The 20,162-nt window shown below is 65.5% G+C and carries 17 protein-coding genes, 1 tRNA gene, 1 pseudogene and 1 riboswitch; of the genes and pseudogenes, 12 read left to right on the top strand and 7 right to left on the bottom strand.

Annotated elements, in window-relative coordinates; translation table 11 throughout:
* Positions 1 to 12 precede the first annotated feature (12 nt).
* The 6 genes from HZF03_RS02140 (at position 13) to HZF03_RS02115 (ending at position 5,436) form a co-directional block, all read left to right on the top strand.
* Complete coding sequence (locus tag HZF03_RS02140; protein ID WP_119017574.1) at positions 13 to 1,398, top strand: cytochrome P450; 1,386 nt, start codon at positions 13 to 15, stop codon at positions 1,396 to 1,398.
* A 132-nt stretch (positions 1,399 to 1,530) separates the two neighbouring features.
* The gene (locus HZF03_RS02135; protein WP_042440712.1) at positions 1,531 to 2,058 is read left to right on the top strand and encodes a tellurite resistance TerB family protein; all 528 of its coding nucleotides are present in this window, start codon (positions 1,531 to 1,533) and stop codon (positions 2,056 to 2,058) included.
* A gap of 182 nt (positions 2,059 to 2,240) precedes the next feature.
* The gene (locus HZF03_RS02130; protein WP_011155987.1) at positions 2,241 to 3,020 is read left to right on the top strand and encodes an SDR family NAD(P)-dependent oxidoreductase; all 780 of its coding nucleotides are present in this window, start codon (positions 2,241 to 2,243) and stop codon (positions 3,018 to 3,020) included.
* Positions 3,021 to 3,140: 120 nt separating this feature from the next.
* Positions 3,141 to 3,938 carry a glutamine amidotransferase gene (locus tag HZF03_RS02125; protein ID WP_119017575.1) on the top strand — a complete coding sequence of 266 codons (798 nt, stop codon included), beginning with the start codon at positions 3,141 to 3,143 and terminating at the stop codon, positions 3,936 to 3,938.
* A 103-nt stretch (positions 3,939 to 4,041) separates the two neighbouring features.
* Entirely contained in the window at positions 4,042 to 4,542 is a 501-nt protein-coding gene (locus tag HZF03_RS02120) for a nuclear transport factor 2 family protein (protein ID WP_119017576.1), read from the top strand.
* Between the two features lie 81 nt (positions 4,543 to 4,623).
* A complete protein-coding gene (locus HZF03_RS02115) occupies positions 4,624 to 5,436 on the top strand; it encodes an enoyl-CoA hydratase (protein ID WP_119017577.1) in 813 nt (270 codons plus the stop codon).
* Positions 5,437 to 5,640: 204 nt separating this feature from the next.
* Here the strand turns inward: HZF03_RS02115 and HZF03_RS02110 are convergent.
* A tRNA-Ala gene (locus HZF03_RS02110) sits at positions 5,641 to 5,716 on the bottom strand.
* Between the two features lie 199 nt (positions 5,717 to 5,915).
* Here HZF03_RS02110 and HZF03_RS02105 point away from each other — a divergent pair.
* From HZF03_RS02105 to folD, 3 genes are all read left to right on the top strand, one after another.
* Positions 5,916 to 6,206 (top strand): YggT family protein, encoded by a 291-nt coding sequence (locus HZF03_RS02105; RefSeq protein ID WP_012494137.1) that lies wholly within the window; start codon positions 5,916 to 5,918, stop codon positions 6,204 to 6,206.
* A gap of 25 nt (positions 6,207 to 6,231) precedes the next feature.
* Complete coding sequence (locus HZF03_RS02100) at positions 6,232 to 6,558, top strand: DUF167 domain-containing protein (protein ID WP_012494136.1); 327 nt, start codon at positions 6,232 to 6,234, stop codon at positions 6,556 to 6,558.
* A gap of 106 nt (positions 6,559 to 6,664) precedes the next feature.
* Positions 6,665 to 7,552, top strand: coding sequence for a bifunctional methylenetetrahydrofolate dehydrogenase/methenyltetrahydrofolate cyclohydrolase FolD (folD, locus tag HZF03_RS02095; RefSeq protein WP_119017578.1), 888 nt, complete (start codon positions 6,665 to 6,667; stop codon positions 7,550 to 7,552).
* 188 nt (positions 7,553 to 7,740) lie between these two features.
* On the opposite strand, the pseudogene HZF03_RS02090 reads toward folD, so the two are convergent.
* The 5 genes and pseudogenes from HZF03_RS02090 to typA form a co-directional block, all read right to left on the bottom strand.
* Positions 7,741 to 9,228: pseudogene (locus HZF03_RS02090) on the bottom strand (M20 family peptidase); the annotation flags it as partial.
* 29 nt (positions 9,229 to 9,257) lie between these two features.
* On the bottom strand, positions 9,258 to 9,794 hold the full coding sequence (gene ppa, locus HZF03_RS02085) for an inorganic diphosphatase (protein WP_011155979.1): 537 nt from the start codon (positions 9,792 to 9,794) through the stop codon (positions 9,258 to 9,260).
* 76 nt (positions 9,795 to 9,870) lie between these two features.
* On the bottom strand, positions 9,871 to 10,380 hold the full coding sequence (locus tag HZF03_RS02080; RefSeq protein ID WP_107357360.1) for a GNAT family N-acetyltransferase: 510 nt from the start codon (positions 10,378 to 10,380) through the stop codon (positions 9,871 to 9,873).
* A gap of 175 nt (positions 10,381 to 10,555) precedes the next feature.
* On the bottom strand, positions 10,556 to 11,824 hold the full coding sequence (locus tag HZF03_RS02075; protein ID WP_119017580.1) for a flavin monoamine oxidase family protein: 1,269 nt from the start codon (positions 11,822 to 11,824) through the stop codon (positions 10,556 to 10,558).
* A 109-nt stretch (positions 11,825 to 11,933) separates the two neighbouring features.
* Entirely contained in the window at positions 11,934 to 13,757 is a 1,824-nt protein-coding gene (gene typA / locus HZF03_RS02070; RefSeq protein WP_011155976.1) for a translational GTPase TypA, read from the bottom strand.
* Between the two features lie 423 nt (positions 13,758 to 14,180).
* A riboswitch (cobalamin riboswitch) is annotated at positions 14,181 to 14,376 on the top strand.
* Positions 14,377 to 14,485: 109 nt separating this feature from the next.
* On the opposite strand from typA, the gene HZF03_RS02065 reads away from it, so the two are divergent.
* Both HZF03_RS02065 and HZF03_RS02060 read left to right on the top strand, forming a co-directional pair.
* Complete coding sequence (locus HZF03_RS02065) at positions 14,486 to 16,762, top strand: TonB-dependent receptor (RefSeq protein WP_119017581.1); 2,277 nt, start codon at positions 14,486 to 14,488, stop codon at positions 16,760 to 16,762.
* 4 nt (positions 16,763 to 16,766) lie between these two features.
* A complete protein-coding gene (locus HZF03_RS02060) occupies positions 16,767 to 18,212 on the top strand; it encodes a PepSY domain-containing protein (protein WP_119017582.1) in 1,446 nt (481 codons plus the stop codon).
* A 3-nt stretch (positions 18,213 to 18,215) separates the two neighbouring features.
* Here HZF03_RS02060 and HZF03_RS02055 read toward each other — a convergent pair whose 3' ends face one another.
* The gene (locus tag HZF03_RS02055) at positions 18,216 to 19,604 is read right to left on the bottom strand and encodes a TAXI family TRAP transporter solute-binding subunit (RefSeq protein ID WP_234832176.1); all 1,389 of its coding nucleotides are present in this window, start codon (positions 19,602 to 19,604) and stop codon (positions 18,216 to 18,218) included.
* 199 nt (positions 19,605 to 19,803) lie between these two features.
* Here HZF03_RS02055 and HZF03_RS02050 point away from each other — a divergent pair, with 199 nt between their 5' ends.
* Complete coding sequence (locus HZF03_RS02050) at positions 19,804 to 20,106, top strand: 4a-hydroxytetrahydrobiopterin dehydratase (protein ID WP_119017584.1); 303 nt, start codon at positions 19,804 to 19,806, stop codon at positions 20,104 to 20,106.
* The last annotated feature ends 56 nt before the right edge of the window (positions 20,107 to 20,162 follow it).

Raw genomic sequence — 20,162 nt, 5'->3', positions numbered from 1 at the left:
AGTGGGTTCGAGGTGAGCATCGCCGCAATCGACGACCGCCCGGCATCCCGTGCACCGCTGATCCCGCCGACGCCCCCGCGTGCGCCGGAGAATCTCTCGGCGCTCGGCCGGCTCGCGGCGATCCGCCACAATGCGATCGCGAGCTGGGGCGACCGCGCCTACCAGGACGATGTCGTCAGGGGCCGGTTCTTCGCCCATTCCAGCTACATCCTCAACACGCCGGACGCGATCCGGCACGTGCTGGTCGATAACACTGACAACTATCGCCGTACCGCCACCGGAATTCGCGTGCTGCGGCCGATGCTCGGCGAGGGACTTCTGCTGGCCGAAGGCCGCGCCTGGAAGCATCAGCGCCGGACGCTGGCGCCGGCATTCACCCCGCGGGCCGTCGCAACGCTGGTGCCGCATATGGCGTCGGCGACGGACGAGGTTGTCGAGGGGCTGCGTCGCAAGACCGGCATCCCCCTGGACTTGCGCGAAACCATGCAGCATCTGGCGCTGGAGATCGCCGGGCGGACGATGTTCTCGTTCGAGATGGGGACGCACGGCCAGGCGCTGCGCGGCTTTGTGATCGACTACGGCACCCGGCTGGCGAGCCCGCGATTTCTCGATCTGCTGCTGCCGCTCGGCTGGCCAACGCCACAGGATGTTTCGCGCGCGCTGTTTCGCCGGCGCTGGACCCGATTCATCGGCGAACTGATCGCTGCGCGGCGCGCGGCCGGCAAGGCCGAAGGCGCTCCGCCGCGCGACCTGTTCGAACTGATGCTGGCGGCCCGCGACCCGGAAACCGGCGAAGCATTCACCGACGCGCAGCTCGGCGATCAGGTCGCCACCATGATCCTGGCCGGGCACGAGACAACCGCTACGGCGCTGTTCTGGGCGCTGTACCTGCTGGCGCTGGATCCCGACGCCCAGGAGCGGTTGGCCAATGAAGTTCGCCGGGTCGGCCTCGGTGGGACCGAGATCGAGCGGCTGCCATTCACCCGTGCGGTGCTCGACGAGACGCTGCGGCTGTATCCGCCCGCGTTCCTGATCGTGCGGGAAGCAGCGGGGCCCGACCAGGTCGCCGGCTTCGCCGTCCGCAAGCACGACGTGATGCTGATCGCGCCATGGCTGCTGCACCGGCACGACAAGCTCTGGAGCGAGCCGAACGCGTTCGTACCGGAGCGCTTTCTGCCGGGCGCCCCCTCACCGGACCGATTCGCCTACCTGCCGTTCGGCGTCGGCCCGCGGGTCTGCATCGGGGCGCACTTCGCCCTGGTCGAAGCGACGCTGGCCCTGGCGAAAATCGTCGGCACGTTCCGGATCGAGCTGATCGACACCGAGCCGGTGATCCCGATCGGGATCGTCACCACCCAGCCCGATCGGTCGCCACTGTTCCGGCTGACGCCACGCTGAGCCCGCGTCACCTTGAAGCTCGCGCATTGCCAAACCGTCATGGAACTCCCCGGAACCGGGGCAGGATTGCGGGCGTTCCCTTTCCACGCCATAGAGCGACGAGCCGTCGCCCCCATCGAAAGACGAGAGACGATGCTGGATAAACTGCGCCAATTCATCACCGATGTCGTCGCCCCGAGCGCCCCGGACGAGCTGACGCTCGATGACGGCGGCTACCGCCTCGCCGCCACGGCGCTGCTGATCCATGTGATTTCGATCGACGGCGATCCGTCGGAAGTCGAAAAGCAAAAGCTGCATTCATTGCTCGAACAGCGCTTCGGTCTCGATGCCGCAACCGCCACCCGGCTGATCGCCTCGGCGACACTGGTCGAAGGCGAGGCCGTTGACCTTTATCATTTCACGAGCGTGATCATGCGTTCGGTGAATGAGCAGGGCCGGCTCCGGATCGTCGAAATGATGTGGGAGCTGGTGTACGCTGACGGCACCGTCACGGAGTTTGAAGAGAACGTGGTGTGGCGCGCAGCCGATCTGTTGGCGGTCTCGACCCGCGACCGCGTCACCCTGCGCCAGAAGGTAGCTGCCGCAGCTCCCGTTGCGCCCGGTGCCGCCCAGGGCGGTACGACGATGGGGAGTGTCGCCGAGGTCGATCCCGCCAACTAACCAGCAATGCGGTGAAACCTCGGGTAACGGGAACCCGTACCTGTGTCACACACCTCACCGCGTCAGCGTGAGTTTCAGTCCTGCGAGCCGCATGGGCCCTTGCACGCTGCTTGCTTCCCGCATAAGGCCATAGCTGTTCCCCGGAGGCCGTTCGGCCCATTTTGAAACATGAGTTTCCTGTCGTGACTGAACGTGTAACGTTGATTACAGGCGCATCGGCCGGGATCGGTGTCGAACTGGCGCGAATTTTTGCAGACAATGCTCATCGGGTGGCCCTGGTGGCGCGGCGTGGCGACCGGCTCGAATCGCTGGCGGCTGAGATCCGCGCCAAGGGCGGGCCGGAACCGATCGTAATCGCGTGCGATCTCGGTAAGCCCGACGCGGCCGAGCAGATCATCGCGGCGCTTGCCGCTGCCGGCGTCGAGGTCGAGTACCTCGTCAACAACGCCGGATACGGACTATTCGGCCGGGCGATGGAGCTCGATCGTGAAAGCCAGCTTGGTATCATCGACGTCAATAACAGGGCGCTCACCGATCTGACGCTGCGGTTTGCCGACAGCATCGCACGGCTTCGCGGCGGCATCCTCAATGTCGCGTCGATCGCCGGCTTCCTGCCCGGCCCCGGCATGGCGGTGTACTACGCGTCCAAGGCCTATGTGCTGTCGTTCAGCGAGGCGATGCATCAGGAGCTCGGGCCGAAGGGCGTGCGCGTCACCGCGCTGTGCCCCGGCCCGGTGCAGACCGAGTTCCAGAACCGCGCCGGTTTCGAGCCGGGTTTCGACAGCGCCGTGCTCAACGTCACCCCCGCCGAGGTCGCACGTCAGGCCTATCAGGGACTGATGAACAACAAGCGGATCGTGCTGCCCGGCCTCGGCGTGAAGATCGTGCCGTTCCTGCTGCGGTTCTTCCCGCGCGGCTTCATCGCCGCCGCCGTCAGCGGCTTCCAGTTGCGCCGCCGCTGACGCGGGACGCCGGGACATATTCTGGCCCGGGGCTTGCTTTAAGGATTTGTCATCTTCCGCCGGACATTCTGACCGGCGGTGCGGCAATCCTGTTCGGCGCGGCTCTGGACTGACCCTCCCATGCTTGTTCGACTGACTGATTGCGGCCGGGTGGCTTCGCCCGCGCTGCAACCTGCGAAGACCAATGATCCCAGGCCGGTGCTGATCGTGCTGCACCAGGAAACCTCGACACCCGGCCGAGTCGGCAACGCGCTGCGCGCGCTCGGCCATCCGCTGGACATTCGTCGGCCGCGGTTCGGCGATCCCCTGCCGCATTCGCTCGACGATCACGCCGGCGCGGTGATCTTCGGCGGTCCGATGAGCGCCAACGATCCGGACGATTACATCCGCCGCGAGATCGATTGGATCGCGGTGCCGATGAAGGAACGGCGGCCATTTCTCGGCATCTGCCTGGGCGCACAGATGCTGGCCAAGCAGCTCGGCGCCCGCGTCGCGCCGCATCAGCACGGCCGCGCTGAGGTCGGCTACTACGACATCCGTCCCACCGCCGCCGGCCGCGCGATGTGCGCGCACTGGCCGCGCCAAGTGTATCACTGGCACGTCGAAGGCTTCGAGCTGCCGGCCGGCGCGGATCTGTTGGCGGAAGGCGGCGACTTCCCGGTGCAGGCGATCCGCAGCGATACGGCCTACGGCTTTCAATTCCATCCTGACGTCACCTCGGCGATGATGCATCGCTGGACCACCAAGGGACACGACCGGCTTTCGCTTCCCGGCGCGCGACCACGGCGCGAGCATTTTGCCGATCGCGCCGTGCACGATCTCGCCGAACGAATCTGGCTCGAACACTTCCTCGATCACTGGCTGTCGCGCACGCCGCTCGGCGAACCGGTCGCCGCGTTGCGTGAGGCCGCGGAATAACGCCGGGCTCCCCGCCGCAAATGCGCTTCCCTCGCGACCGCGGCGATTGCTAAGCTCTTTGCCAAGCTTCGGCAGCCATGACCGGGGCAGCAAGGGAGTGAGCATGACGAGCGAGGAGTTCGCGCGGCTGCTGGAGAGCCTGACCCGCGCGGCGGAATCCGGCGACGGCGCACGGTTCGCCGGCCATTTCACCGAAGACGCGACGTATCACGACTACATCTACGGCCCGCACATCGGCCGCGCCGAGATCGCCACGATGATGCAGGATCTGTTTCATCGCGACGCCGCCGATTATCGCTGGGAGATGTTCGACCCGGTCTGCAACGGCGACCTCGGCTACGCTTGGTCGTTGTCGAGCTTCACCTCCACCGTTCCCGATTTCAGAGGCCAGCGCGTGGTGATCGACGGCATGAGCCGATTCGTCCTGCGCGGCGAGCTGATCGCGGAGTATCGCGAGTCGGTCAATGGCGGCGTGGCAATGGCGCAGCTCGGCGTCGCGCCCGAGCGGATGGCGAAGGTCTTCCGCAAATGGAGCGGCTGGCTGCAGCATCGCCCCGAAACCCAGGACTATCTGGCCCGGCCCAAAGGCACGCGCCGCACCTGAGATCTGTCGCCCACGGCGGGCGGAGACAAGCACGGACGAACTCCGTGCGCCCAACAACAATCAACAAAAGGAGAAACGCCGTTGAGCTATCAGGACATCCTCTATGAGGTCGCCGACAGAATCGCGACTATCACGCTGAACCGGCCGGACCGCATGAATGCGTGGACGCCGGTGATGGAGCGCGAGGTACGAACGGCCATGCAGCAGGCGGCCGCGGACAGCGAGGTGCGCGTCATCGTGCTGACCGGCGCCGGCCGCGGCTTCTGTGCCGGCGCCGACATGCAGGTACTGCAGACGATCGATCCGTCCGACGTGCGCCGTGCCACCGACCTGCCGCCGTTCGACATGAATCGTCGCCCCGATTGGCAGACGCGCTACGCGTTCTATCCGTCGATTCCCAAGCCGATCATCGGCATGCTCAACGGCGCCACGGCGGGCATCGGTCTGGTGCACGCGCTGTATTGCGACGTTCGCTTCGCCGTCGACTCTGCGGTGTTCACCACCGCCTTTGCGCGCCGCGGCCTGATCGCCGAGCACGGCATCTCCTGGATGCTGCCGCAGATCGTCGGCCACGCCAACGCGCTCGACCTGCTGCTGTCCGCCCGCCGGGTCGCGGCCGATGAGGCGCTGCGGATGGGGCTGGTCAACCGGCTGTATTCGGCCGATCAGCTCCGCGAGCAGACCTATGCCTACGCCCACGACCTCGCCGACAACGTCGCGCCGGCCTCGATGCGGGTGATCAAGCGCCAGCTCTACGACGTGCCGTTCCAGACCCTGGCGGAAGCGACGATCGAGGCCAATCGCGAGATGGCGATCTCGCTCGCCAGCGCCGACTTCAAGGAGGGCGTCGCCAGCTTCGTCGAAAAGCGCCCGCCGCGATTCAGCAGCGTGTGATCGTCAGGCTCAGGCCGGGCGTCTCGAACAGGGCGCTCGGCCGCCAAGGCGCGCGGCGACTGGCGGCCGGCGATGTCGCTCGGACAAGCAGATTCACGGTCCTTACCAAAAGGGAGACCGGGTCGTCGTTCTCGATTTCGGAAAAACAGATTGCTGGGATCGTGCCGCGAAGGTCGCCAACTTCCCGACTCTGTTTCGGAAAGTTGGTGGAGCCAGGCGGGATCGAACCGCCGACCTCATCATTGCGAACGATGCGCTCTCCCAGCTGAGCTATGGCCCCTTGCGCAGGCGGCACATGTCGTACCGCCAGCGAACGCCGCCATTTACAGTGCAGGTCGCGACCAAGTCAAGGACGACAGGGCGGATCGAAATCGGCCGGCCGCGGCTTTATTGCCGCCGAGTTCCCTTGTTTGGACGGGGGTGAACCGATATCTACGGCTCGAGCTTTCCGCGACCGAAACCGCGAGTTTTCCCCCGCCATGCGCGCCATTCTCGACATCGTTCTCATCATCCTCGATCTCTACATCTGGCTGCTGATCGCGTCCGCGATCCTGTCCTGGCTGATCGCCTTCAACGTGGTGAACACGCGTAACCAGTTCGTCGGCGCGGTGTCCGAGTTTCTGTACCGAATCACCGAGCCGCTGCTGGCGCCGATCCGCAATCTGCTGCCCTCGCTCGGCGGTCTCGACATCTCGCCGATCATCCTGATCCTTCTGATCATGTTCCTGCAGCGGGTGATCACCTATTACATCTACCCAGCGGTGTTCTAACCGCGCCGAAAAGGCGAGCGCCGGCATGGCGGAAGCTTGGCGGTATTCGGCTCAGGGCGTTGCGGTGGCGGTGCGGGTCACCCCGCGCGGCGGCCGCGATGACATCGACGGGCTGGAGACGCTGTCCGACGGTCGGCCGGTGGTCAAAGTGCGGGTCCGGGCGATCGCCGACGGCGGCGAGGCCAACCGGGCGGTGACCGAGCTGCTGGCGAAAGCGGTCGGGGTGCCGAAACGCAATGTCAGGCTGCTGTCCGGCGCGACATCGCGGCAAAAACAGATCGCGATCGACGGCGATCCAAAACAGCTCGGCGAGGCGTTGCGCCGCCTGGTGGCGGCCAAGCCCGCCGAATGAACAACCCGGGAGGCCCGCGAGGGCGATCCACCGTTCGCCTCTCCGTCCGGGGAGGCGTTGTCATTTCGATGCGGACGCATCGGCTGGACCAGTCAAAGAGGACGACATGACCGCCCGGATCATCGACGGAAAAACCATCTCGGCCGAGGTGCGCGCCCGCGTCGCCGCCGAGGTCACGCGGCTGAAGACCGACCACGGCATCACGCCGGGCCTGGCGGTGGTGCTGGTCGGCAACGACCCGGCTTCCGAGGTCTATGTCCGCTCCAAGCACAAGCAGACCCAGGAGGCCGGCATGGCCTCGTTCGAGCACCGGCTGCCCGCCGACGTGCCGCAGGCCGAGGTGATGGCGTTGATCGCAACGCTCAATGCCGATCCGGCCGTGCACGGCATTCTGGTGCAATTGCCGCTGCCGAAGGGGCTCGACAGCAACGCGGTGATCGACGCGATCGATCCTGCCAAGGATGTCGACGGCCTCAACCCGACCAATGCCGGCCGGCTGGCCTCCGGCCTGTTCGCGCTGACGCCGTGCACGCCGCTCGGCAGCATCATCATGGCCAAGACTGTGCACGCTTCGCTCGAGGGCATGAACGCGCTGGTGATCGGCCGCTCCAATCTGGTCGGCAAGCCGCTGGTGCAATTGCTGCTGAACGAGAACGCCACGGTGACGATCGCGCATTCGCGCACCCGCGACCTGCCGGCGCTGTGCCGCCAGGCCGATCTGGTGTTCGCGGCGGTCGGGAAGGCCGAGATGGTGAAGGGCGACTGGATCAAGCCGGGCGCCACCGTGATCGACGTCGGCATCAACCGCACGCCGGGCAAGGACGGCGGCAAGGACAAGCTGCTCGGCGACGTCGCCTTCGCCGAGGCCAAGGAGGTTGCCGGCGCCATCACCCCGGTGCCCGGCGGCGTCGGCCTGATGACGGTGGCGTGCCTGCTGGTCAACACCGTCCGTGCCGCCTGCGCAATCCACGGCCTACCTAAGCCGGCGGTGTAAGCGGGCGCGACTTGGCGGCTTACGCTGCTTCCTCCACATTCGTCATACGCAGGCTTGACCCGCGTATCCATCGCGCGCGCGAGCGCGCGAAAGAAGCGTTTCATCGAGATGATGGATTGCCGGGTCGAGCCCGGCAATGACGCGACGCGTTATGTCACGGACGGTGCGGTGACCGGAGGCGCCGTACTTCAGCCCGCCGTCGACTGCATCAGTCGGACATAGAACCGGATCATATCCGCGTAGTTCTTGATGCTGATGCGCTCGTTGGTGCCGTGGAAGCGCTTGAGGTCCTCGGGCGTGGCGCGCACCGGCGAGAACCGGAAGATGTTGTCGGCGACCTGCGCATAATGCCTTGAGTCGGTCGCGGCGATCATCAGGCCGGGAGCGACCACGACATCCGGAAACACCTCGCGGATGGTGCGATTCAGCGCCTGATAGGACACGCTGCTCGTCCCGGTCACCGGCGGCGGATCGAAATTGCCGTCGAACCCCTGGATACCGATTCGGTCGTTGGCGACCACGCTGCGGACGTGATCGGTGACGCTCGTCTGGGTGTCGCCCGGCAGCAGGCGGAAATTGACGCTGGCCTCGGCCACGCCGGGCAGCACGTTGTCCTTGTCACCGGCGTTGAACACGGTGAGCGCCGTCGTCGTCTGCACCATCGCCGCCGTGGTGCCGCTCTTGGCGAACTCCCGCAGCAACAGTGGCCGGAACAGCCACAGATTGGACAGCGCGACCCGGCTGAAACCGCTCATCTCGGGCGCCAGGGTGTCGAACATCTCGGCCACCGAGCCGCGGATCCGCATCGGCAGCCGGTTGTCTTCGAGATGCGTCAACGCGGCGGCCAGCATCCCGATCGTGGTGTCGCGCGGCGGCATCGACGAGTGGCCCGGGGTGCCGCGGGCCGTCAACACCAGCGTGGCGTAGCCCTTCTCGGAGACGCCGATCAGCGCGGCGGGCTTGTCGAGGCCCTTCATCACCCCGTCGGTGATCAGCAGCCCCTCGTCGAGCACGAAATCGAGCCGGACGTTCCGCGAGGCCAGGAGCTCGGCGATCTTGGCGGCCCCGCGCAGGCCGGAGACTTCCTCGTCATGGCCGAACGCGAAATAGATGGTGCGCTTGGGCCTGAAGCCCTGCTTGGCCATCAGCTCGGCGGCCTCCAGCATGGCGTAGAGGTTGCCCTTGTCGTCCCACGAGCCGCGGCCCCAGACGTAGCCACCTTCGATCGCACCGCTGAACGGCGGCTGCTGCCAGTCCTGCTCGGTCTTGGGGGCGATCGGCACCACGTCCTGATGCGCCAATAGCCCGATCGGCTTGGCCTGCGGGTCGCTGCCTTCCCAGGTGTAGAGCAGGCTATGACCGCCGACGATTTCTCGCTTCGCCGCGGCGTGGAACGCCGGGAAGCTGGACTGGATGTGCGCGCGCAAACCGCGCAGCGCCTCGGCGTCCTGCTCGGGATTGAGGAAATTGGAGATGGTCTGGAAGCGGATCGACTGCGACAACCGCTCAGCGGCGCCCTGCTCGTCAATCGCGATCGGCGGCACCGCGGCGACTGTGATCTGCCGCGAGCCGTGCCGGAACGTGTTGTAGGCCAGCACACCGGCCAGGACCGCGACCGCCAGCAAGGCGATCGCGACCAGGTTACGAATCCATCGAAGCAGCCGGCGCATCAGAACTCCTGTTCGCCGGCGCTTCGTCCGGCCGCTTAGCCCTTGGCCTTCTTGGCCCGGTCGAGGCCTTCGAGGATCAGCTTATGGGCTTCGTCGGCGCCGCCCCAACGCACCACCTTGACCCACTTGCCGGGCTCGAGGTCCTTGTAGTGCTCGAAGAAGTGCTGGAACTGAGCCAGCGTGATCTCCGGCAGGTCCGAGTAGGTCTTGATGCGATCGTAGCGCTGGGTGAGCTTCGACGACGGTACCGCGATGATCTTCTCGTCGTGGCCCGCTTCGTCGCTCATGTACAACACGCCGACCGGCCGCACGCTCATCACCGCGCCCGGCACGATGCCGCGGGTGTTGGCGACCAGCACGTCGCAAGGGTCGCCGTCGTCCGACAGGGTGTGGGGGATGAAGCCGTAATTCCCCGGATAATGCATCGCGGTATAGAGAAACCGATCGACCACCAAGGTACCGGCAGCCTTATCCATTTCGTACTTGATCGGCTCACCGCCGACCGGCACCTCGATGATGACGTTGACGTCATACGGAGGGTTCACGCCGACGGGGATTGCGTCGATGCGCATCAAGAGCTCCAGACTGATTTGATTTCAGGAACCACCCGAATAGCCTGCGCTCGCGGCGTCCGCCAGCGCAAAAAGCTCAATTGCTCCAGGCAAACGCAACCTTGTCGAGCGACTTCGGCCCGAACCGCTCCGACGAGCGGGCAACCATCCGGCCGCCGAGCGCGCGATAGAATTCGGTCGCCGGCTCGTTATCCGACAGCGCCCAGATCACCATGCTCTTTAGGCCGCTCTGCACCAGATCGCGCCGAGCGGCGGCGAACAGCCGGCGACCGAAGCCCAGCCCCTGGAACTCGGGACGCAGATAGAGCTCGTAGATCTCGCCTTCGAACTGCAGGCTGCGGGCGCGGTTACGACCGTAATTGGCGTAGCCGGCAATCTTGTCGCCGAAGCACAGCACGCTGATTCGGCTGCCCTTGCGGATCGCCGAGTCCCACCAGGTCGGACCGCGGCGGTTGATCAGCTTTTCCAGCTCCGCACCCGGGATGATGCCCTGATACGCGGAACGCCAGGCTTCGTCATGGGTGGCCGCGACCGCGGGCGCATCCGCTGCCCTTGCCGCTCGTACCTCGATCAGGGTCGTGCTCATGACGGTGATCAAAGCAAGTCGCGGGGCCGGCTTCAAGCTCCAACGTTAATTATCGGTTAACGTGTGGATTTTCTGCACCAGACCACGCCCGCACTGTGCCGGAATCGGACAACTGACCGGACGACTTGCGTATTTCCGCGCCGATTTGCGGCAATCGCGACACTTGGGGTGGAAGTTAGTTCGCCGCGAAACCTGGGCCGCTGCGACAATCGATCGCTTGTCGCGCTGCACGCTCGCCCGAATCACGCGCGCCATGCGCGGTCGAAAAGAACTGCGGCGAGGTCGCCTCTCCGGCGAAGAACAGCCGGCCATCGACCAGCGCCGCCAGCACGGCTCGGGCACCGGCATGGCCGGGAAGCGCATGCGAATAGGCGCCGCGCGCGAACGGGTCGTGGGCCCAGCGCGATTCCGCCAGCGGCGACAGCTTGCGGCGGATGTCGTTGCCGAGCAGATCGGCGATCTCGTCGATCGCCTGCGCGGCGAAAGCCCCCTCGCCGGCGTCCTCCAGCTCGCGCGCGTAGCGGCCGCCGAAAAAGCCTTCGATACAATCATGGCCGAACGGGCGCAGGTGATACGTCCCCATCGCGCTCCGCATCGTGGCGGCACGCAGATTGCCGTCGGCAGGAAAACCATTCGAGTCGGAGAGCTTCAGCATCACCTTGTCGTCGACGCCGAGCGGCAAATGGCGCGCGGCCTCGACCTTGCCCGGCAGCGCCGGCGCGAACCGGATCGCCTCGTCGGCAATCAGATTGGTCGGCACCGTGATGATGACCTGGCTGGCGCTGAGCGTACCGAGCGAGGTGTTGATTTTGATCCGCCGCTCGGAGTGATCGATCAGTTCGACCACACAGTTCAGCGCCACGGGGCAAGGCGCGCCGTAAGCCGCGATCAGCGTGCCGTAGCCTTCGCGAACCCGCCAGTTGATGCCGGTGTCGCGATAGGATTCGAGATCGTGCACCGAGATGCGATCGAGCTCGGCGCCGTTGACGTAGGTCGAGACCGCATCGATCATCGGATTCCAGCGGTTGCCAGGCTCGAGTAGCGTCGTTGCAACCACATCGGTCTTGTGTTTCGCCGCGCGCCAGACCCGCTCGTAGAACGCGTCGAGTGCTTTGCCGAAGGCCGCGCGGTCGCGCTTGGGAAACACATCGCCGAAGCTCGCCTCGCCCCACGGTGGATGCGTCTTGTCGATGCCAATGCCAAGCTGCTTGGCGATGCCGACGAATGAGTTCTCGTCGGCCGAATGTAGCCAGCCGCAGCCGACGTCGAATGCGATCTCCGGCGTCACCATCCGGGTCCAGGCTCGGCCGCCGATCCGGTTCCGCGCTTCCAGCACGATCACCGACAGGCCCGTCCCTTCCAGCGTCCGCGCCGCGCCGAGGCCGGACGCGCCGGCGCCGATGATCGCGATGTCGACCGAGGGCGGAAAGCTGGATGACGGCATGCGCGATCCTATCACGGGGCTGACGGCGGTTCGATGTCAGGGGGGCCTTGAGACGACGATGCCCGGCACGAAGGCCGGGCATCGGAAAGTCAGAGTATCAGACAGACGATCAGGCGACCGCCTGCTTGCTTTTCTCGGCGCGCTTGCGCTCGTTGGGGTCGAGCAGGCGCTTGCGCAGCCGGATCGACTTCGGCGTGATCTCGACCAGCTCGTCGTCTTCGATATAGGCCAGCGCCTTTTCCAGCGTCATCCGGATCGGCGGCGTCAGACGCACCGCCTCGTCCTTCGAGGTGGTGCGGATGTTGGTGAGCTGCTTGCCCTTGAGGACGTTGATCTCGAGGTCGTTGTCGCGGGTGTGCTCACCGACGATCATGCCCTTGTAGACCTTCCAGCCCGGCTCGATCATCATCGGGCCGCGGTCTTCCAGCTTGAACATCGCATAAGCCACAGCCTCGCCCTGATCGTTGGAGATCAGCACGCCGTTGCGGCGGCCCTGGATCTCGCCGCGATACGGCAGGTAGTTGTGGAACAGCCGGTTCATGATGGCCGTACCCTTGGTATCGGTCATCAGTTCGCCCTGGTAGCCGATCAGGCCGCGGGTCGGCGCGTAGAACACCAGCCGCAGACGATTGCCGCCCGAGGGCCGCATCTCGATCATCTCGGCCTTGCGTTCGCTCATCTTCTGCACGACGACGCCGGAGAATTCCTCGTCGACGTCGATCACGACTTCCTCGACCGGCTCGAGCAGCTGGCCGTTCTCGTCGCGGGTCAGCACGACGCGCGGACGCGACACGCTGAGTTCGAAACCTTCACGGCGCATGTTCTCGATCAGGATCGCGAGCTGCAATTCGCCGCGACCCGACACTTCCATCGCGTCCTTGTCGGCGGATTCGACCACGCGCAGCGCGACGTTGCCCTCGGCCTCGCGGAGCAGGCGGTCGCGGATCAGGCGGCTGGTGACCTTGTCGCCTTCGGTGCCGGCAAGCGGCGAGTTGTTGACGATGAACGACATCGACACGGTCGGCGGATCGATCGCCTGGGCCTGGATCGGGGTATCGACCGCCGGATCGCAGAAGGTGTCGGCGACGGTCCCCTTGGTCAGGCCGGCGATCGCCACGATGTCACCGGCTTCGGCGATATCGAGCGGCACGCGCTCGAGGCCGCGGAAGGCGAGGATCTTGCTGATGCGGCCCTGCTCGACCAGCTTGCCGTCGCGCGACAGCACCTTGACGGCCTGGTTCGGCTTCACCGAGCCCGACGCGATGCGGCCGGTGATGATGCGGCCGAGATAGGGATTGGCTTCGAGGATGGTGCCGAGCAGGCGGAACGGACCTTCTTCCACCACCGGCGGATGAACGTGCTTGAGCACCAGCTCGAACAGCGGCTTCATGCCTTCGCTCGGATCGCCGTCCGGCTTGTCCGACATCCAGCCGTTCTTGCCGGAGCCGTACAGGATCGGGAAGTCGAGCTGCTCGTCGGTCGCGTCGAGCGCGGCGAACAGGTCAAACACCTCGTTGACCACTTCGGTGACGCGGGCGTCGGAGCGGTCGACCTTGTTGATTGCGACGATCGGCTTGAGGCCGAGCTTCAGCGCCTTGCCGACCACGAACTTGGTCTGCGGCATCGGGCCCTCGGCAGCGTCGACCAGCACGATCACGCCATCGACCATCGACAGGATACGCTCGACTTCGCCGCCGAAGTCGGCGTGGCCGGGCGTGTCGACGATGTTGATGTGGGTGTCGCCCCAGACCACCGAAGTACACTTCGCCAGAATGGTGATGCCACGCTCGCGTTCGAGATCGTTGGAGTCCATCGCCCGTTCGACCTGGCGCTGGTTGTCGCGATAGGTGCCGGACTGCTGCAGCAGTTTGTCGACAAGAGTGGTCTTGCCGTGGTCGACGTGGGCGATAATGGCGATGTTACGGAGGGTCATGGCTCTTCTGTCGGTCCTGCGGGCGTTGCCTGATCAGCGAGATCATAGGCACACCGCGGGATGCGCCGAAGGGCGCGCCGAAGCCAGCCTATGTCTGAAACGCGCCGGGCAATCGCAATCTGAAATCGCAAAAAACAGGCCCGGCCGAATAGGACCGGGCACCAGCACGCGTTGCGACGCAATATACGCAGAAATCGCGAAATAACAATGACGGTTGCGGATGGACAGAGCTGCTTCGGCAACCGATCGCTCCGGTCGAGGCCCGCGCCTCCTAGTTCCACGTTCAGAATGCTTGACCTGATGACGTAATGTTATAACATTACGTCTACTGTCGCTGGATGGGTAATTTGATAGTGCAGCCACTGCCCCTTGGACTGACTGGATTTTTTCCGGTCGGTTCGTTGACACCGCTGCCGTATGTCCAATACCGTGACCAGCGACGGTTCCCGAAAGGGATCAATAGGGAACGCGGTGCGGGCTTTCGGTCTCTATTCCGCGGCTGCCCCCGCAACTGTAAGCGGCGAGCCATTCGCCACACGCCACTGGGCTTTCGTCCTGGGAAGGCGGTGAACGGCAACGACCCGCGAGCCAGGAGACCTGCCGTCAGTCGTGGTCACACGCGAGCACATCGGGCGGGGTGTCCTGGTGCGAGTCGAACCGTAGCCCACAAGAAGGCTGCGGCAGACCTGTTTCGCGGTGACGTGCCACGTTAGCCGCGAGCCAAGAAAATGACTCCCGCCGTTCTGCCTCTCGGGCGCAATCGTCGCCTGCTGTCCTCTGTCGCCCTCGTCCCTCTGCTCTGGCCGGTTGACGGCCTTGCGCAAACCGCCTCGGCCAATCCGCGCGGTCTCGACCCGATCGTGGTCGAGGGCCAGACCGTGCGTGCCGCCAAGCCGCGCGCGACGGCCAATGCCGGATCGTCGCGCCAGCGCCGGGCCGCTGCGCGTCCCGTCGCGACGCCCGCCCCCGCGCCTACTCAGCCGACGACGACCGCGGCGACCGCCCCTACCTTCAACCTCGGCACCCCGTCCTCGACCGGCAGCCGCCTCGGCCTGACGCCGCTGCAAACGCCGGCCAGCGTGGAAGTGATTCGCGCCGAGACCATCGCCGAGCGCGGCCAGCACAACGTCATCGACGCGGTGACGCAGAACGCCACCGGCTTCACTGCGAGCCCGCGGCCGGGAAATGGCGGCCTCGCCTTCACCACGCGCGGCTTCACCGGCAACGGCACGGTGATGTCGCTCTACGACGGCACCCGGCTGTATGTCGGCTCGGGCACCATGACGTTCCCATTCGATACCTGGACGGCCCAGAGCATCGAAGTGCTGCGCGGCCCGGCCTCGGTGATGTACGGCGAAGGCGCGATCGGCGGCGCCATCAACGTGATCTCGAAGAAGCCGCTCGACGTGGCACGCAACGAAGCCGAGATCTCGCTCGACACCAACATGAGCCGTCGTCTCGCCGTCGACTCTGGCGGGCCGATCAATCCCAATGTCAGCTACCGGCTCGCCGCGATCGGCAACATGTCGGACGGCTGGGTCGACCGTGACAAGAACTCGAACGTCGCGGTATCGGGCTCGGTACGGGTGCAGGCCGCCGACAACCTCGCCTTCACGCTGAGTGAAGACTACGCCGATCGCAGCCCGTCGCGCTATTTCGGCACGCCTTTGGTGAACGGCCGGCTCGACGAGGCGCTACGCTTCCAGAACTACAATGTCGGCGATGCCTCGATTCGCTATCGCGACAACTGGACCCAGCTCAAGACCGAGTGGGACGTTGCCGAAGGCGTATCGGTGAAGAACGTCACCTACTATCTTAGCACGCACCGGCACTGGAAGGACGTCGAGAGCTACGCCTACAATCCGCTCCGCGGCAACATCGGCCGCAGCTCCTACATCGAGATCTTTCACGACCAGGAGCAGATCGGCAACCGCTTCGACACCACTTTCAAGGGCCATGTCTTCGGCCTCGCCAACGAATTCGTAGCCGGCTTCGACGTCAACCGCATCGCTTTCACCCATACCAACAACTCGCCCTACGCTGGCACATCCTCGGTGCCCACGTACAATTTCGATCCTGGCTATTTCCTGCCGGTGAGCCCGACGCGGCCGAGCTTCCATACGCTGACGACACAATATGGCGTGTTCGCCGAGAACCGGCTCAGCCTGACCGACCAGCTCTCGCTGATCGGCGGTATCCGTTCCGATAATCCGACCGTGCAGCGCACCGACTTCCTCTCGCCTTCGAATAGTTTCGAGAAGACCTACTCGGCGCCGAGCTGGCGGGTCGGAGCGGTGTACAATCCGATCGAGAACCTCTCGCTCTACGGCCAGTATTCGACCGCGGTCGATCCGGTCACCAACCTGATCACCATGACGGGCGTGAACCGCGACTTCTCGCTGTCGACCGGCAAGCAGGTGGAGGTCGGCATCAAGCAGCAGCTCGCCGGCGGCCGCGCCGAATGGACGCTTGCGGCATATCACATCGTCAAGAACAACCTGCTGGCGCGCGATCCACAGAACCCCGCCAACACCAACCCACTGCAGATCGGCCAGCAATCGTCGCGCGGCATCGAAGCCTCGGCCGGCCTCAAGGTCACCGACACCATCCGGCTCGATGCCAACGTCGCCTGGCTGCGGGCCAAATACGACGACTTCACCCAGGTAGTCGGCGGCCGCGCGGTGAACTACGCCGGCAACGTCCCCAACAACGTGCCGCAGATCGTCAGCAACATCTGGGCGACCTGGGCGTTCGCGCCGGGCTGGTCGGCCAATGCCGGCATACAGCTCGTCGGCGACACCTGGGCCGACGACGCCAACACGCTGGTGCGACCGGCCTATAACGTCGTCAATGCCGGGCTGATGTGGAAGCCGGACACCCGGCAGACGCTGGCACTCCGAGTCTACAATTTGTTCGACACCGTCTACACGACATCGGGCAACACGACCATGTGGCAGCTCGGCATGCCGCGCACGGCGGAACTGTCCTACAACGTGAAGTTCTAAGGCGATGTCCAGCGTCGTCAGGCGCGCGAAGCGGTGGCTGTATCTCGGCCACCGCTGGCTCGGCATCGCCGGGTGTCTGCTGTTCGCGATGTGGTTCATCTCCGGCGTGGTGATGATGTACGTCGCGTTTCCGCATTACGACAAAGAAGAACGCTGGGCGGCGTTACCCGACCTCGCCTGGCAGCACGTAGCATTGTCACCCGACCAGGCGATGCAGGCGGCCGGCGTGACGCACTATCCGCGCGACCTCCGGCTGGTGATGCTCGATACCGAGCCGGTTTACCGGCTGCTCGACTGGCGGGGTCAGCGTACCACGGTGTCGGCGATCGATGGCCGCAAGATCGATCAGGTCAGCGCCGATCAGGCGCTGGGGATCGCGCGGCATCATCCGGCCGCCGCCGCGCCGCAGCTGATCGAGACGGTCGATCGCAACCAATGGAGCGTGACCTCGCGCTACGATTCGTTCAGGCCGCTGTACCTGATCGGGCTCGGCGACACCGCCGGCACTGAGCTCTATGTCGCGTCCCGCGGCGGCGAGATCGTGCTCGACACTACGCGGCAAGAGCGGATCTGGAATTGGCTCGGCGCGATCCCGCACTGGATCTACTTCACGGTGCTGCGCCAGGACGGGCCGCTGTGGCGGCAGGTGGTGCTGTGGGTCTCGGGCGTACTGATGATGGTCGCGGCGAGCGGCATCTGGATCGGACTGCTCCGCGCCGGCCTGCGGCGGCGCTATGCGTCGGGCCGGATCACGCCGTATCGCGGCTGGATGGCCTGGCACCACATCACCGGCCTGATCGGCGGCGTAGTCGTGCTGACCTGGATGTTCTCCGGCTGGCTGTCGATGAATCCGGGCGAGACCTTCGCCCGTCGCGGCGAGAGCCGCGACATGCTGCAGCGCTATGCTGGCCACGATGCTCCGACAATCGCAGCCAAACTTCCAACCACGCTCCTGCCGGGTGTCGTCGAAGCCCGCTTCACCTGGATCGGCGGCACGCCGCTGATCCTGCTGGGACACCGCGACGGCCGGCAGACTGTCGCCGATCCCGACGACGGCACCGCCAAACGGCTGCCGGAGAAAACGATCATCGCGGCGGCGACCCGGTTACTCCCGGACGCCACGATGGTGCTGCGCCAGCGGCTCGAACGGTACGACGCCTATTGGTACCGGCACCATCGCCAGCGCGTGCTGCCGGTGCTGCGGGTCGGGTTCGACGACCCGGCCTCGACGTGGTTTCACCTCGATCCCGCGACCGGTGAACTGCTCGGACGCAGCGATAACAGCGCGCGTAGCTATCGCTGGCTGTTCAACGCGCCACACAGCTTCGACTTCCCGGTGCTGCTGGCCTACCGGCCGGCATGGGACCTGGTGGTGATCGTGCTGTCCCTCGCCGGCCTAGTGATCTCGGTCAGCGGCGTGGTGATCGGTTGGCGGCGGCTCGTGCGTTGAGCTCTACACCGCCTGCGGCCTTACGCCACGCAGCGGCGGCAGCGGCGACACATCGGCGAGCAGCAGTTTGCGGTCGGTGACGGCGTTGTGGAACTGCTCCAGTGCGATGCTGAACGCGGTCAGCGCCGCGCTGTCGATCGCGCCGTTCTCGTAAGCCGTCAGAGTATCGCGCAGGATCGCGTCCGCCTCGGTCTGCATCGTGTCGAGTTCCTCGGCGGAAGAGCAGCGCCGCGCGGTGGCCAGCATGTCGAGCAGCCGTTCGCGCTGTGACGCCGTGCTGGTGCGCTCGTCCTTGCGCAGGAAGCTGGCGAACCAGGCACCGGCCGAGCCCATCAACGACAGTCCCATCAGCGAAAACCAGATCAGATCGCTGTAGCGGTCGAGGAAGCTCTTTTCTTCGCCGTCCACATAGGCGGCGGCGCCCGGCTGCACCGGGATCACCGCGTCCTTGTCGGTGTCGGGCGTTTCGATCTTGGCGGCGAGCGGCACTTCGCCAATCACGATCTGGCGGGCGGTGAACAATTGCTCGGTGAAGGTGGCGATCGTGGTGTCGGAAGCGCCCTCACGCGCCACGATGTAGTGCGAGAAGCTGACCGTCTTGACCTCGTTGTCCGGCCGCGCCGGCGCGCCGCCGAACGCCCCTGCGGGGATCGACGCCGCCTCGTAGGACGGATGATTGGCGGCCAGCGCTTCGGAAGATTCGATCGACAGAAACACCGGCTCGCGCCCGGTATGAGCTGTCGCCGCCACCGCATCGCCGATGATCTTGCTGTTGAGCGGCCCGGCGGCCAGCAGCGCATCGACCTTGCCGGTGCGGACCGCGTCGGCGACTTCGGCCACCGGCACCGAAAGGGTCTGCACTTTCGACGGATCGACGCCGTATTGCTGCAGGATCACGGTGAGCAGACCGGCGTTCGCTTCGGTGCGGCCAACGACGCCGACGCGCTTGCCGGTCAAATCGGTGATGCCGGCAATGCCCGCCGTCTTGCTGCCTTTGCGTTTGCCTTTCGGCTGTTGGCTGGCGGGCGCCCACAGCACCGCGACATTCTTATGCAGAACGGCCACCGACTGCGCCTGCTTCGGGACCGGCAGGTCGCCGCGGATCACTGCGAGGTCGACGGCACCGGACTTCAGCGCCAGTGCGCTGGCGGCCGGACCATCGGTCACCACCGGCCGCAGCCGAACGGTATTCCGCTCGCGCGCGAACACTTGGGTCAGCGCCTGAATTAGTTTGTAATCGTCACCGGCCTGCGGCCCGACCGCGATCTTCAGGGTGACCGGCCGCATCGCGAAGTAATAACCGGCGCTGGCGATCCCGATCAGCGACAGGGTAGTTGCCAGGATGATCAGCAGCATTCGTCGCCAGGGCGAACGAAGGGATGGCTGCAGCATGGCCTCCATGGTGTCGGAACCATCCGCCAACCGTGACAATCGCTGCCTGCTGCTCATCCGCGATCCGAAACCTTCCCGGTTGGAGTTCCCGGAGCGGACGAAGTTCCGGCTCCTGCTGCCTCGCTAGCTGACTGGTTTGGCTGCATTATGGTGGCGGCACGGCGGCCGCGATCGCCGGCCAGCAGCAGAGGAGAGCGGTATGAATCGATTATCGGCGTCGGAACGGCAGGCGGCTCTTCGAGAACTCCCCGGCTGGCAGGAACTCGAGGAGCGCGAGGCAATCGGCCGCAGCTATCAATTCAAGGATTTCAGCGAGGCATTCGGCTTTATGACGCGCGTCGCGCTCGCCGCCGAGAGGGCCGACCATCATCCGGAATGGCGCAACGTTTACAGGACGGTCGACGTTGTGCTGACGACGCACGACGCCGGCGGCGTCACAGAACGCGATGTGAAGCTGGCGAAGGCGATGGACGCGATCGCGGAACGCTGCGGCGCGCGATGACGCGCCGCCTTGCGAGGACGCGGACCGATCACCAGATTCGGAGGGACCGCCAAAAC

The sequence above is a fragment of the Rhodopseudomonas palustris genome (assembly GCF_013415845.1).
GTDB classification, from domain to species: Bacteria; Pseudomonadota; Alphaproteobacteria; order Rhizobiales; family Xanthobacteraceae; genus Rhodopseudomonas; species Rhodopseudomonas palustris_F.
This window is presented reverse-complemented; position numbering and strand designations above follow the sequence as displayed.

Coding starts and splice junctions, on each gene's coding strand:
- HZF03_RS02060 (WP_119017582.1), top strand. CDS start 16,767: ATGTCCAGCGTCGTCAGGCGCGCGAAGCGGTGGCTGTATCTCGGCCAC.
- HZF03_RS02055 (WP_234832176.1), bottom strand. CDS start 19,604: ATGCTGCAGCCATCCCTTCGTTCGCCCTGGCGACGAATGCTGCTGATC.
- HZF03_RS02125 (WP_119017575.1), top strand. CDS start 3,141: ATGCTTGTTCGACTGACTGATTGCGGCCGGGTGGCTTCGCCCGCGCTG.
- HZF03_RS02135 (WP_042440712.1), top strand. CDS start 1,531: ATGCTGGATAAACTGCGCCAATTCATCACCGATGTCGTCGCCCCGAGC.
- HZF03_RS02120 (WP_119017576.1), top strand. CDS start 4,042: ATGACGAGCGAGGAGTTCGCGCGGCTGCTGGAGAGCCTGACCCGCGCG.
- HZF03_RS02080 (WP_107357360.1), bottom strand. CDS start 10,380: ATGAGCACGACCCTGATCGAGGTACGAGCGGCAAGGGCAGCGGATGCG.
- typA (WP_011155976.1), bottom strand. CDS start 13,757: ATGACCCTCCGTAACATCGCCATTATCGCCCACGTCGACCACGGCAAG.
- HZF03_RS02100 (WP_012494136.1), top strand. CDS start 6,232: ATGGCGGAAGCTTGGCGGTATTCGGCTCAGGGCGTTGCGGTGGCGGTG.
- HZF03_RS02075 (WP_119017580.1), bottom strand. CDS start 11,824: ATGCCGTCATCCAGCTTTCCGCCCTCGGTCGACATCGCGATCATCGGC.
- ppa (WP_011155979.1), bottom strand. CDS start 9,794: ATGCGCATCGACGCAATCCCCGTCGGCGTGAACCCTCCGTATGACGTC.
- HZF03_RS02050 (WP_119017584.1), top strand. CDS start 19,804: ATGAATCGATTATCGGCGTCGGAACGGCAGGCGGCTCTTCGAGAACTC.
- HZF03_RS02105 (WP_012494137.1), top strand. CDS start 5,916: ATGCGCGCCATTCTCGACATCGTTCTCATCATCCTCGATCTCTACATC.
- HZF03_RS02065 (WP_119017581.1), top strand. CDS start 14,486: ATGACTCCCGCCGTTCTGCCTCTCGGGCGCAATCGTCGCCTGCTGTCC.
- folD (WP_119017578.1), top strand. CDS start 6,665: ATGACCGCCCGGATCATCGACGGAAAAACCATCTCGGCCGAGGTGCGC.